The sequence below is a fragment of the Pantoea pleuroti genome (assembly GCF_014156615.1).
In the GTDB taxonomy this organism is placed as follows: domain Bacteria; phylum Pseudomonadota; class Gammaproteobacteria; order Enterobacterales; family Enterobacteriaceae; genus Pantoea; species Pantoea agglomerans.
Genome location: NZ_SBFD01000005.1, coordinates 194,963 through 207,271, shown reverse-complemented (window position 1 = coordinate 207,271; position 12,309 = coordinate 194,963). Strand labels below are relative to the sequence as shown.

The 12,309-nt window shown below is 60.7% G+C and carries 9 protein-coding genes; 5 read left to right on the top strand and 4 right to left on the bottom strand.

Annotated elements, in window-relative coordinates; all coding sequences use genetic code 11:
- The first annotated feature begins 24 nt into the window (after positions 1-24).
- Together EPG66_RS14085 and EPG66_RS14080 are read left to right on the top strand one after the other, a co-directional pair.
- The gene (locus EPG66_RS14085) at positions 25-243 is read left to right on the top strand and encodes an MbtH family protein (RefSeq protein WP_060681688.1); all 219 of its coding nucleotides are present in this window, start codon (positions 25-27) and stop codon (positions 241-243) included.
- The gene (locus tag EPG66_RS14080; RefSeq protein ID WP_182687264.1) at positions 236-4,165 is read left to right on the top strand and encodes an enterobactin synthase subunit F; all 3,930 of its coding nucleotides are present in this window, start codon (positions 236-238) and stop codon (positions 4,163-4,165) included. The genes EPG66_RS14085 and EPG66_RS14080 overlap by 8 nt, the downstream gene beginning before the upstream one ends.
- A gap of 43 nt (positions 4,166-4,208) precedes the next feature.
- Here the strand turns inward: EPG66_RS14080 and EPG66_RS14075 are convergent, their stop codons facing one another.
- From EPG66_RS14075 to fepD, 3 genes are read right to left on the bottom strand one after another with little or no spacing between them, the layout of a single operon-like run.
- A complete protein-coding gene (locus EPG66_RS14075) occupies positions 4,209-5,000 on the bottom strand; it encodes an ATP-binding cassette domain-containing protein (protein ID WP_182687262.1) in 792 nt (263 codons plus the stop codon).
- Positions 4,997-5,977, bottom strand: a complete 981-nt coding sequence (gene fepG / locus EPG66_RS14070; protein ID WP_109652665.1) for an iron-enterobactin ABC transporter permease — start codon at positions 5,975-5,977, stop codon at positions 4,997-4,999. Before fepG ends, EPG66_RS14075 begins: the two co-directional genes overlap by 4 nt.
- Complete coding sequence (fepD, locus tag EPG66_RS14065) at positions 5,974-6,963, bottom strand: Fe(3+)-siderophore ABC transporter permease (RefSeq protein ID WP_182687260.1); 990 nt, start codon at positions 6,961-6,963, stop codon at positions 5,974-5,976. Before fepD ends, fepG begins: the two co-directional genes overlap by 4 nt.
- A 145-nt stretch (positions 6,964-7,108) precedes the next feature.
- Here fepD and entS point away from each other — a divergent pair, with 145 nt between their 5' ends.
- The gene (gene entS / locus EPG66_RS14060) at positions 7,109-8,353 is read left to right on the top strand and encodes an enterobactin transporter EntS (protein ID WP_069026566.1); all 1,245 of its coding nucleotides are present in this window, start codon (positions 7,109-7,111) and stop codon (positions 8,351-8,353) included.
- Here entS and fepB read toward each other — a convergent pair.
- On the bottom strand, positions 8,348-9,316 hold the full coding sequence (gene fepB / locus EPG66_RS14055; protein WP_083070325.1) for a Fe2+-enterobactin ABC transporter substrate-binding protein: 969 nt from the start codon (positions 9,314-9,316) through the stop codon (positions 8,348-8,350). The genes entS and fepB overlap by 6 nt on opposite strands.
- 177 nt (positions 9,317-9,493) lie before the next feature.
- On the opposite strand from fepB, the gene EPG66_RS14050 reads away from it, so the two are divergent.
- Complete coding sequence (locus EPG66_RS14050) at positions 9,494-10,672, top strand: isochorismate synthase (protein WP_182687258.1); 1,179 nt, start codon at positions 9,494-9,496, stop codon at positions 10,670-10,672.
- 10 nt (positions 10,673-10,682) lie between these two features.
- Positions 10,683-12,299, top strand: coding sequence for a (2,3-dihydroxybenzoyl)adenylate synthase (locus tag EPG66_RS14045; protein ID WP_083070327.1), 1,617 nt, complete (start codon positions 10,683-10,685; stop codon positions 12,297-12,299).
- Positions 12,300-12,309 lie beyond the last annotated feature (10 nt).

The following is a 12,309-nucleotide window of genomic DNA, read 5'->3' as shown; positions in this document are numbered from 1 at the left end:
GGTGACTGCGGACAGGAGACCGACATGCAACAACTTAACCCTTTCGACGATCCGCAACAGGATTGTCAGGTGCTGAAGAACGATCAGCAGCAGTACAGCTTATGGCCCGCCTTTTGTGCGATTCCGGCAGGATGGCAGCCGGTGTTTGGCCCCGGGCCACAGGCTGACTGTCTGAGCTGGCTGAATGAAAACTGGCACGATATCCGTCCGGTTATGACGCAGGACAGAGGCGAAAATGTCTGAGATCACCCTCAACCCGCAGACAGAACAAAAAACGCTGCCACTGGTGGCCGCTCAGCCCGGAATCTGGATCGCTGACCAGCTATCGCCCTATTCCAATGCTTACGCCGTGGCGCATTTTGTCGAACTGCGCGGTGCGCTGAACAGCGCGCTGTTATCACGGGCCATAATTGCTGGCATGCAGGAAGCGGACACACTGAATATGGCCTTTGGCGAGCTGGAGGGTGAACCGCTACAGTGGCCTGAACCCCAGGCTTTCCGCGAGCCTGAGGTGATCGATCTGCGCGACGCCGCCGATCCGGAGGCCGCAGCACGTGCGCTGATGCAGCAGGATATGACCGGCGATCTGCGGGTGCTGAGCGGCGCGCCGCTCTACCATCACAGCCTGTTTAGGCTGGATGAGGATCACTGGTACTGGTATCAGCGATACCATCATCTGGTGGTCGATGGTTTTAGTTTCACCGCCCTGACCCGCCGTATCGCCAATCTCTACAGCGCCTGGCAGCGCGGCGCCACGCCGGAGCCAAGCCCGTTCGTGCCGTTCAGCGACGTCGTTGATGAATATCAGCGCTATCAGCAATCTTCGGGCTGGCAGCGCGATCGCCAGTTCTGGCTGGAGAAAGGGGCGCAGTTACCTGCGCCCGCCTCGTTGTCCGCTCTGCCGCTGGCCGGTCAGAGCGCCAGTACCGACCTGCTGCGCCATACGTTTGCCGTGGATCGCGACACGTTTCAGGCTTTGCTGACGCACACCGGGCAGCACAACCTAAGTGCCGCGGATACCGCCTTTGCGCTGGTGGCCTTATGGCTGGCGCGCCTCACCGGTCAGCATGCGTTCGCCGCCGGTTTCATCTTTATGCGCCGTATCGGCTCGGCCGCGCTTTGCGCCACCGGTCCGGTGATTAACGTGCTGCCAATGGCGGTGCATTACGATCCGGCACAGCCGCTGACGGCACTTGCCGGGCGTCTGGCGGGCGAAGTCAAAAAAATGCGTCGTCATCAGCGTTACGACGCTGAACAGGTGCAGCGCGATCTGGGTCGCTCCGGTGACAGCGATCCGCTCTATGGGCCGGTAATCAACCTGAAGATGTTTGATTACCAGCTCGATTTCGCTGGCATCAAAGGCGTAACCCATCAACTGGCGTCAGGACCGGTACGCGATCTGGAGATTGCTATCTACCTCAGCGAACAGGGCGACCTGACCCTGGAGTTACTGGCTAATGCACAGCGCTACAGCGACACAACGCTGAAGCAACACGCCAGCCGCTTTGGCCTGCTGCTTCAGCAGCTTGCCGTCCGGCCAGCCAGTGCCTGTGGCGAGCTGGACATGCTGATGCCGGAAGAGCATCAGCAGCTCGCGGCGATCAACCAGACTGCCGTAATGCTGCCCGCAGAAACCCTGAGTAGCCTGCTGCTTCGTCAGGCACAGCGTTCGCCGCGCGCTCCGGCACTGGCAGATGAGGGGCATCAGCTTAACTATCAACAGATGCAGCAGCAGGTCGCCGCGCTGGGGCAGCAGTTGATTGCGCAGGGAGTAACTCAGGGTGATATCGTCGCCGTAGCGCTGCCGCGTTCAGTCTTTTTATCGCTGGCGCTGCAGGCGATCGTCAGCGTGGGTGCAACCTGGCTGCCGCTCGATACCGGCTATCCGGACGATCGGTTACAGATGATGCTGGAAGATGCCGCGCCGAAAACGCTGATCACCTGCCGTGAACTGGCCGATCGGCTGGCGGCACTCTCACCCGTCGCGCCACTGTTTTACGACGCGCTGTTAACACCCGTTGATAGCGTACTGATGCAGGCCCCATGCCCACAGGATGGCGCATACATCATCTATACCTCCGGCTCGACCGGCCGGCCAAAAGGGGTGCTGGTCAGTCATGAGGCGATCGTCAACCGTCTGTTATGGATGCAGGATCGCTATCCGCTCGGCAGCGATGATGTGGTGTTGCAGAAAACCCCGAGCAGCTTTGATGTTTCGGTATGGGAGTTCTTCTGGCCGCTCATCGTCGGCGCACAGCTGGTGATGGCACCGCCCGATGCTCATCGCGACCCGGACGCGCTGCAGCAGCTGTTTGCCCGCTACCGCGTGACCACCACCCATTTTGTCCCGTCGATGCTGGCTGCTTTTGTCGCTTCGCTGCAGGAAGATGACGCGATAGCGCGCTGCGCCACCCTGCGCCGGGTTTTCTGTAGCGGCGAAGCGCTGCCCGCAGAGCTATCGCGCCACTGGCAGGCACTGACCCGGGTCCCCTTGCATAATCTTTATGGCCCGACCGAAGCGGCGGTTGATGTCAGCTACTATCCGGCCTTTGGCCTGGAGCTGGCGGCCGTCGAAGGGGCCAGCGTGCCGATTGGCTTCCCGGTCTGGAACACCGGCTTACGGATTCTGGATGCGCGTCTGCAGCCGGTGCCACCGGGCGTGGCTGGCGATCTCTATCTGACCGGCGTGCAGCTGGCGCATGGCTATCTTGATCGTCCCGACCTCACTGCCAGCCGGTTTGTCGCCGATCCGTGGGGTCACGGCTCCCGGATGTACCGAACCGGTGATGTGGCGCGCTGGCTGCCGGATGGTGCGGTGGAGTATCTGGGCCGCAGCGACGATCAGCTAAAAATTCGCGGGCAGCGTATCGAGCTGAACGAGATCGACCACGCCATGGCTGCGCTACCTGGCATTGAGCAGGCCGTCACGCATGCGGTGGTGCTGGGGAGCAGCAGCGATCAGCAGGGCGATGCCCGCCAGCTGGTCGGCTATGTGGTGGCTGATGGCCCGATCGATACCGACGCAATACGTCAGACTCTGGCCTCACAGTTACCGGCGCATATGGTGCCGGTGGCGATTGTTCAGCTGGCGGCGTTACCGCTCAGCAGCAACGGTAAGCTGGATCGCAAAGCGCTGCCGCTGCCGCAAACGCAGGCAGCACTGGCTGGTCGCGCGCCGCATCCCGGACTCGAAACGACACTGGCACAGGCGTTTGCCAGGCTGCTGGAGTGCGAACCAGTAAGCGCCCAGGATGATTTCTTCTCGCTGGGCGGCCACTCCCTGCTGGCGATGCGGCTGGCAGCACAGCTGCGCCGGACGCTGAATCAGCCAGTGTCGGTGGGCCAGATCATGGTGGCATCCACGGTAGAAAAGCTGGCAGCACTGCTCTGCAGCGAGCCAGCGGATGTGGCTCGTGCCGGATTTGAAGCGGTATTACCCTTGCGACGCGGCACTGGCCCGACGCTGTTCTGCTTCCATCCCGCCTCCGGTTTTGCCTGGCAGTTCAGCGTGTTGCAGCGCTATCTGGATGCACGCTGGTCGCTACTTGGCATTCAGTCACCCGACATCACCAGCCCGCTGAACCAGGCGCAGCACCTTGACGCGGTGTGTGAGGCGCATCTGGCGACGGTGCGTCAGCAGCAGCCACAGGGGCCATACTATTTCCTGGGCTACTCGCTGGGCGGCACGCTGGCGCAGGGTATCGCCGCGCGGCTGGAGGCCGAAGGTGAAACCGTTGCCTTCCTCGGACTGCTGGATACCTGGCCACCGGAGACGCAGAACTGGGATGAACGGCGCGGCGAAAATGTGCTGGATCCGGCGGTGCTGGAAGAGGTTAATCGTGAGCGCGAGCAGTTTATCGCTGCGCAGCGGCGGCAGGCCGGTGAAGGAATGGAGGCACTGTTTACTACCATTGAAGCCAACTACGCCAGTTCGGTGCGCCTGCTGGCAACAGCGCGCAGTGCTCGCTTCAGCGGACACGTAACCCTGTTCCTGGCGGAACAGACGCAGCAGCCCGGTCAGGATGCGCGCCGCGCCTGGGCGCCCTATGTCGGCGAGCTGACTATCTGGCCGCTGGACTGTGCGCACGTCGAGATCATCTCACCGCGCATGTTCGAACAGATTGGGCCACGACTGCAGCAGTGCCTGGCGTCGCTGAATCCCTGAGCCGTTCTGACTTTGCGCTTTCTCCACCCGAAGAAAGCGCAGGTCAGCCTCTTCCCAGCGGCACAATCATAGGCGTACCGGCCACCGGATCGTTAATGATGATGCAGCGCAGGCCGTAGATCGCTTCTATCAGTTCCGGCGTGACGATCTCCGCCGGTTTCCCTTCGGCAATGATTTTCCCGTCTCGCATCGCAATCAGGTGGCTGGCATAGCGGCACGCCTGATTGAGATCGTGCAGCACCACCACCAGCGTACGACCATGCTGCTGATTGAGATCCTGCATTAATTCCAGCAACTCAATCTGATGGGCGATGTCGAGCCAGGTGGTCGGTTCATCCAGCAGCAACAGTGGCGTCTGCTGAGCCAGCACCATCGCAATCCACACCCGCTGCCGCTGGCCGCCAGAGAGCGTATCAACCTGCTGCTGCGCTAAGTCTGCCACGCCGGTAGCCTGCATTGCCTGCTGAACAGCCGTCTCATCGTCCTGTCGCCAGCGACCAAACAACGACTGGTGCGGATAACGCCCGCGCGCGACCAGTTCGCAGACGCTGATGCCCGCTGGCGCATTCGAGCTTTGCGGTAGCAGCCCCAGCCGACGCGCCACCTCTTTGGTAGCGTAGTGAGCAATCGCATTGCCATCCAGCAGCACCTGGCCTTTCAGGGGCGAGACCAGGCGGCTTAAGGTACGCAGCAGCGTCGACTTTCCACAGGCGTTTGGGCCAATAATAACGGTCAGTCCACCGTCGGGGATCGCGACGGTGAGATTCTCCGCCACGATTTTTTTGTCATACCCCAGCGTCAGCGCGTCGCCCTGCAAACGTGTTTTCACTGTCATTGGCGTCGCGCCTCCCGTACCAGTAAAGCAATCAGATAGAGTCCGCCCAGGCTAACCGTGATGACGCCAACCGGCAGCTGATAAGGCAGGAAAAAGTGCTGCGCGGCGTAATCCGCGGCGGTTAACAGCAGCGCGCCGCATAAGGCAGCCAGCGGCAGCGCGCCTTTGATACCGCCACACAGCCGACGAGCAATCTGCGGTGCCAGCAGCGCAATAAAGGAGATGGGACCGACCAGCGCGGTAGAGGCGGCGGTAAGGATCACGCCCGTCAGCATCAGCAAAATGCGGCTGCGTTCAACCGGTACACCCAGCGCGCAGGCAGTGTCGTCACCCATCTCCAGCAGACGCATGCGCCGGGCCAGCATGCTTGTGGCCAGCAGCGCCAGCAGCAGCACCGTAATCACCGGCGTCGTTTTCGCCCAGGTAATGCCGTTGAGTGAACCGGCGCTCCAGAGCCCGGCGCTCAGTGCCGCCTCCAGTGAGGCGCTGATAATCAGCCAGCTGTTCAGCGCCATCAGCAGCGCCCGCACGCTGATGCCCACAATAATCAGACGAAAGGTCTCCACGCCGTTGCGCCAGCTGAACAGCCAGACCACGCCCGCGGTGAGCAGTCCGCCAAGCAGTGCCGCCAGCGTCATGCCCTCCATGTTTTGCTGGAACAGCACCAGCGCCACCAGCACGCCGCTGTAAGCGCCGGTATTGAAACCCAGAATATCGGGGCTGCCCAGCGGGTTGCGCAGCAGCGACTGAAAAATTGCCCCGCTGACGCCCAGTGCCGCACCAATCAGCAACGCCATCATGACGCGCGGCAGTCGCCACTCCAGCACAATCAGCTGAATATTGCGCGCTGCCTCGCCGTTGATAAGGGCCCACAACTGGCTGGCGGAGATCGGTAAGGTGCCGCGCGTAATACTCAGAAAGGCCAGCACCCCGCAGGCCATCAGCAGCATCAGCGCATTAATCATCACCCGTTTCATAGCTGCCCTCTTCCCGACTTGCGGCGCACCAGCACAATCAGCATAGGCGCGCCCAGTATGGCCGTGACAATCGACACGCGCAGTTCACCCGGTACCAGCAGCCGTCCCAGAATATCGGCGGCCAGCAGCAAACAGGGGGTGATAAGAAGGGTTCCGGGCAGCATCCAGCGATGATCGTTACCCAGCAGCCAGCGGGCCAGATGTGGCGTCATTAAGCCGACAAAAGCGATGGGACCGACAGCGGCTGTCGCCGCCCCACTCAGCAGCGCAATAGCCAGTAATCCCACCAGCTGGGTACGCATCACCCGGGTACCCAGCGCGGTCGCCATATCACCGCCCATACTCAGGCTGTTGAGCGAACGCGCCAGCAGCAGCGCCAGCAGGCTACCGGCGACTACCGCCGGAAAGGTGGTGCGCAGAATGGCAAAATTGCGGATATCCAGCGAGCCACTGTGCCAGAAACGCAGATGATCGTAGATGTCAGGATTGAGCAGCGATAAACCAGAGGTTAACCCCTCCAGCACCGCGCCCAGCGCCACGCCTGCCAGCGTCAGACGCACCGGGTTAACGCGGCCACCGCCCAGCGCGCCGGTCAGCGCCACCAGCAGGGAGGCCAGCAGTGCGCCCGTAAAGGCAAAGCCAAGCCAGTCAGCGGGGGAATCTGCGCCAGACAGGGCGATGCCCAGCACCACCGCAAAGCCCGCACCGGCGTTGATACCGAGAATGCCGGGATCGGCCAGCGGATTGCGCGTCAGGCTCTGCATCAGCGCGCCCGCCAGACCTAAACTGATCCCGGCCAGCAGACCCGCCAGGGTGCGCGGCAGTCGGGCATCGCGCACGATGACACAATCGACGCGGTTACAGTCGCTGAATAAGGCCTGCGTGACATCATGAAAGGGGATAGATTTGGCACCCAGTATCAGGCTGAGCGCGAGAAGCAACAACAGCAGCATCCCTGAACCTGCTATTGCACGAAGTTGACGCATAACGTTTAAACCTTCACCGATTCATTGAGATCGCAGCACGAGTCATTATGATAATGATACTTGTTATCGTTATTAGTGATTTTTTGTATGTTACCATGACTCCCGGACTCAATGATGAGGAAAATGGGTGCAAAAAAGCGACGTTATGAACAAACCCTCCCACTTTATCGATCTCAGCCTGCTGAGAACCCACCCCGCCTTTCGCGCCATTTTTATCGCCCGCTTTATCTCCATTGTCGCCCTCGGCATGCTGGCGGTGGCGGTACCGGTTCAGATTCAGCAACTGACGCAGTCGCCGCTGCTGGTGGGTCTGGCGGTGACGCTGGCCGGTGCCGGCATGTTTATCGGCCTGCTGACTGGCGGCGTGCTGGCGGATCGCTATGAGCGCCGTCGTCTGATCCTGTTTGCCCGATCCACCTGTGGCCTGGGCTTTGTCGCCTTATGCATCAATGCCCTGCTCCCTTCGCCGTCGGTGATCGCCGTTTTTGTGCTGGGACTGTGGGATGGTTTTTTCGGCGCGATAGGCGTCACCGCGCTGCTGGCGGCAACTCCGGCGCTGGTCGGGCGTGAAAATCTGATGAAAGCAGGTGCGATTACCATGCTGACGGTGCGCTTTGGCGCGATTCTCTCCCCGGCCATTGCCGGACTGGTCATCGCGCAGGGCGGTGTGGCGTGGAACTACGGACTGGCGGCGTTCGGCACGTTGCTGACGGTGTTAACCCTGCTGCGATTGCCGCGGCTTGCGCCACCGCCGCAGCCGCGTGAACATCCGCTGAAAGCACTGGTCAGCGGCGTGCAATTCCTGTTTGCCAGCCCGATTGTTGGCATGGCGGCGCTGGTCGGCGCGCTGGTGACGTTAGCCAGCGCGGTGCGCGTGCTCTATCCGGCGCTGGCGCCACACTGGCAGGTCGGCGTGACGGAGTTAGGGCTGATGTATGCCGCCGTTCCGCTGGGTGCTGCCACAGGTGCGCTCACCAGCGGACGGCTGGCACAGTCACCACAGCCGGGCCGCCTGATCCTGGCGAGTGCTATTGCTGCTTTCGTCGCACTGGCTCTGTTCAGCCTGATGCCGTGGTTCAGCGCCAGTCTGGTCTGCCTCGCGGCCTTTGGCTATTTCAGTGCCATCAACAGCCTGGTGCAGTACGCGATGATCCAGACGCTGACGCCTGATGCGCTGCTCGGCAGGATCAACAGCCTCTGGACAGCGCAGAATGTCACCGGCGATGCGATAGGTGCAGCGATGATTGGCGCGATGGGTTCACTGCTGTTGCCGCAGCAGGCGGCCAGCCTGTCTGGTCTGGCAGCCACCGTGCTGGGCATCATCATGTGGCTGCTGATGGCGCGTCTGCGTCGCTATCAACCGCCTGCACCGGCGGAAACGGGATCATGATTTAACGAACAGCATTTCCAGCCGCGTCAGCAAATTGCTGGCGCTGTAGTAGTCGAGCCGGAAGCTATCCAGCCCCAGCGCATAGACCGCTTTGGCGCGCACAGCTGGGGTCTGTGCCAGGAAAGGGTTGCTCATCACCTGTGCGGCGGTGGGCTCTTCAGCGGCAAACAGCAGATATGATTGACCATTAAGGCCTGCCGCCAGATTTTCCCCTGACAGTTGCAGGATATCTTTACGCTGTCCCATGCTGTGACCAGCCTGAAGAGTGGCTGGCGGCGTCGCCAGGGTGAAGCCCAGTTGCTGCAGTAATTTCCCCTGCGCCGACGCATCCGTCCATAGATTGACTGCCCGGCCATCCCCGTTCCACACCATCGCTGAAACCGGCTGCGGCGGCAGGGTCAGCTTCGCTTTCAGAGCCTTTTCTCGCGCATCAAACTCAGCTTTCCGGGCGGCAGCTTCCGCTTCATGCCCGGTCGCCTCACCCAGCAACGTCACCAGTTGCTGCCAGCTTTTATCGTCGTAATTCACCACCAGCACTGGCGCAATCGCCGCGAGCTGATCGACCAGTTTGATCGCCGAATCATTCCCGGTGGCGCTGACCACAATCAGGTCTGGCGCTTCAGCAGCAATCGCTTCTGCACTGGGCTCACCAATGTAGAGACGTTTTACGCCGCGCTGTTTGGCCACTTCGCCCCACTGACGGAAGAATCCCTGCTTATCAGCCAGCCGACTGCCGGGTGCAGTTGCGCCACTGGCGACGACCGGCGCATCAATGGCCAGCAGCGAGCCTGTCAGGGTCACGCTGGTCGAAACAATGCGCATGGGTGCCTGGGTCAGCGTGATATTGCCTGTTGCCCCGGCGACAGTCCGCGGCCAGCCGGTCTGGGCAGCAGCGGTAACGCTGAACAGGCTGATACTCAGGAAAAACAGCGCTATCGCCGATGTGACACCATGTTTACTCATAGATTTTCGTCCACTTTTACCCGCAAAAAGAGAGAGACCATTTGTGCTGATTTAACCGGCCATGCCAGCTGAATCGCCGCGTAATTATTGACACTTTCGGCTAATCAACGTAGGTTACTGGCCCACAATACAAATGATAATCATTATTAGTTATCTTATCATTTATAGGTGGAAATTATGGTGGAATCGCTGGCATTTGAACATCCCTTGCTGCAGGATTTCCCGGCACTCTGCCGTGGCTTTCTGTTTACCTCTCCCTGGCAAAGCCTGACCACACAGGGCTGTTTTACTACCCTTACCGCGCCGGTGAAGCAGGGTGAGCAACTGACAGGGGAGTTTCAGCAGCAACTACAGCACCATTTTGCTTCAGCCAGAAAACAAGGCATTGCCCATCCCATTCTGGTGGGTGCAATCCCCTTCGACGTGGATCAGCCCGCTGCGCTGTTTATCCCTGAGTCGTATCAGACCTTTAACCGTGACGATCTCAACGCCAGTTCCTCTCTGGCTGAGGCTGAACTGCCGCAGGTGCGTCGCCGCACGGCGGTGCCGGAACATGACATTTTCATCGACATGGTTGCGCAGGCAGTGGCTGCCACGCAGCGCGGCGATCTGGATAAAGTGGTGTTGTCACGGCTGATGGATATCGTGGCGGAACAGCCGGTTGATACGGCCGCCCTGATGCAGCGCATCGTGGCGCAGAACCCTAACAGCTACCACTTTCATCTGCCGCTGCCCGATGGCGGCGCGCTGGTTGGCGCCAGCCCGGAACTGATGATTCGTAAGCAGGGCCGCCAGTTCAGCTCCTGTCCGCTGGCCGGTTCAGCGCCGCGTCATCGCGATCCGCAGCGTGACCATGCCTCTGGCGAAAGCCTGATGCACTCAGCAAAAGATCGTCATGAGCATAAGCTGGTCACGGATGCGATGCGCGCGACGCTGCAGCCGCGCAGCCGCCTGCTGTCGGTCCCCGAGACACCTTCACTGCTGACCACCGCAACACTGTGGCATCTCGCTACGCAGATTCAGGGTGACGTGCTGGACGATCGCGAAAATGCGCTGTCACTGGCCTGTCTGCTGCATCCGACACCGGCCCTCAGCGGCTTCCCGCATCAGCGTGCTCAGGCGCTGATTCAGCGACTGGAGCCATTTGAACGTCAGCTGTTTGGCGGCATCGTCGGCTGGTGTGACGATCAGGGCAATGGCGAATGGGTCGTCACCATTCGCTGCGGTACGGTGAATGGCCCGCGGGTGCGGCTGTTTGCGGGCGCAGGCATCGTAGCGGACTCACAACCTGAATCAGAATGGCGTGAAACCGGCGTCAAACTCGACACCATGCTTCGCGCTTTTGGACTGCAATAAAGGAACCTGTATGACGATTTCCTACAGCCGCTGGCCGGACGATCTGGCCGCACGTTACCGTGAAAAAGGCTACTGGCTCGATCTGCCGATGACCGACATCCTGGAACGTCATCGCGACAGCGAGAGCGTGGCGGTGATTGATGGCGAACGACAATTTACCTATCGCCAGCTGGCGGCGCTGAGTGACAACCTGGCCGCGGCATTGCAGCGTCGCGGCCTGAAGTCAGGCGATACGGCGCTGGTGCAGCTTGGCAACGTGGCGGAATTTTACCTGACGCTGTTTGCACTGTTCAAAATCGGCGTCGCCCCGGTTAACGCCCTGTTCAGCCATCAGCGCACCGAACTGGCCGCCTATGCCAGTCAGATCTCGCCGAGCCTGTTAATTGCCGATCGCAGCCACGCTCTGTTCGCCGATGATGCGTTTATTGCGCAACTTCGCCGCGATCAGCGTTCACTCCAACAGGTGATCCTGCGTAATGACGCTCAGACGGAAAACAGCCTCGACGCCCTGCTGGCTGAATCCGCGGGCAACTTCATCGCAACCCCGACCGCAGGCGATGAAGTCGCCTTTTTCCAGCTGTCGGGAGGCAGTACCGGTACACCGAAACTGATCCCACGCACCCATAATGATTACTACTACAGCATCCGTGAGAGTGACGTTATCTGCGGTGTTACCGCCGACACCCGCTACCTGATCGCCCTGCCCGCCGCGCATAACTTCCCGATGAGTTCGCCGGGCGCGCTGGGTGTTTTTTACGCGGGCGGACAGGTGATCTTAGCCGCCGATCCCAGCGCAACGCTCTGCTTCCCGCTGATTGAAAAGCATCAGGTCACCGATACCGGCCTGGTTCCGCCCGCTGCCAGTCTCTGGCTGCAGGCGATTCAGGAATGGGGCAGCAATGCCGCGCTGGCCTCGCTGCAACGCATTCAGGTCGGTGGCGCAAAGCTGGGCGAAACGCTGGCCGCGCGCATCCAGAACGAGATCGGCTGCACCCTTCAGCAGGTATTTGGTATGGCGGAAGGTCTGGTGAACTACACCCGACTGGATGACGATGAGCAGACCATTCTCACCACGCAGGGACGCCCGATCTCCCCGGATGACGAGGTGTGGGTCGCCGACGATCAGGGTAACCCATTGCCAGCAGGCTCCATCGGTCGACTGATGACCCGTGGTCCTTATACCTTCCGTGGCTACTACAACAGCCCGGAACATAACGCCGCCAGCTTCGATGACCAGGGCTTTTACTGCTCTGGCGATCTGATTGAGATCACGCCCTCTGGCAACATCATCGTGCAGGGCCGGGAGAAAGATCAGATCAACCGGGGCGGCGAAAAGATCGCAGCCGAAGAGATCGAAAACCTGCTGCAGCGCCATGCGGATGTGATCCACGCTGCGCTGGTCTCCATGAGCGACGAGCTGATGGGTGAAAAAAGCTGTGCCTTTATCGTTACCCGTCAGCCGGTTAAACCGGTGGTGCTGCGTCGTCACCTGCGTGAACTTGGCGTCGCAGAATTTAAGCTGCCCGACCGTATTACCTGCGTAGATGCCCTGCCACTGACCGCGGTCGGAAAGGTGGACAAAAAACGTCTGCGCCAACAACTTGCCGATCAACAAGCGCAAGCCTGATCTGTCCGGA

Excerpts from the sequence above, each read along its gene's own strand:
- fepG (WP_109652665.1), bottom strand. The coding sequence starts at position 5,977 with ATGAAACGGGTGATGATTAATGCGCTGATGCTGCTGATGGCCTGCGGG.
- EPG66_RS14045 (WP_083070327.1), top strand. The coding sequence starts at position 10,683 with ATGACGATTTCCTACAGCCGCTGGCCGGACGATCTGGCCGCACGTTAC.
- entS (WP_069026566.1), top strand. The coding sequence starts at position 7,109 with ATGAACAAACCCTCCCACTTTATCGATCTCAGCCTGCTGAGAACCCAC.
- EPG66_RS14075 (WP_182687262.1), bottom strand. The coding sequence starts at position 5,000 with ATGACAGTGAAAACACGTTTGCAGGGCGACGCGCTGACGCTGGGGTAT.
- EPG66_RS14080 (WP_182687264.1), top strand. The coding sequence starts at position 236 with ATGTCTGAGATCACCCTCAACCCGCAGACAGAACAAAAAACGCTGCCA.
- EPG66_RS14085 (WP_060681688.1), top strand. The coding sequence starts at position 25 with ATGCAACAACTTAACCCTTTCGACGATCCGCAACAGGATTGTCAGGTG.
- fepB (WP_083070325.1), bottom strand. The coding sequence starts at position 9,316 with ATGAGTAAACATGGTGTCACATCGGCGATAGCGCTGTTTTTCCTGAGT.
- fepD (WP_182687260.1), bottom strand. The coding sequence starts at position 6,963 with ATGCGTCAACTTCGTGCAATAGCAGGTTCAGGGATGCTGCTGTTGTTG.
- EPG66_RS14050 (WP_182687258.1), top strand. The coding sequence starts at position 9,494 with ATGGTGGAATCGCTGGCATTTGAACATCCCTTGCTGCAGGATTTCCCG.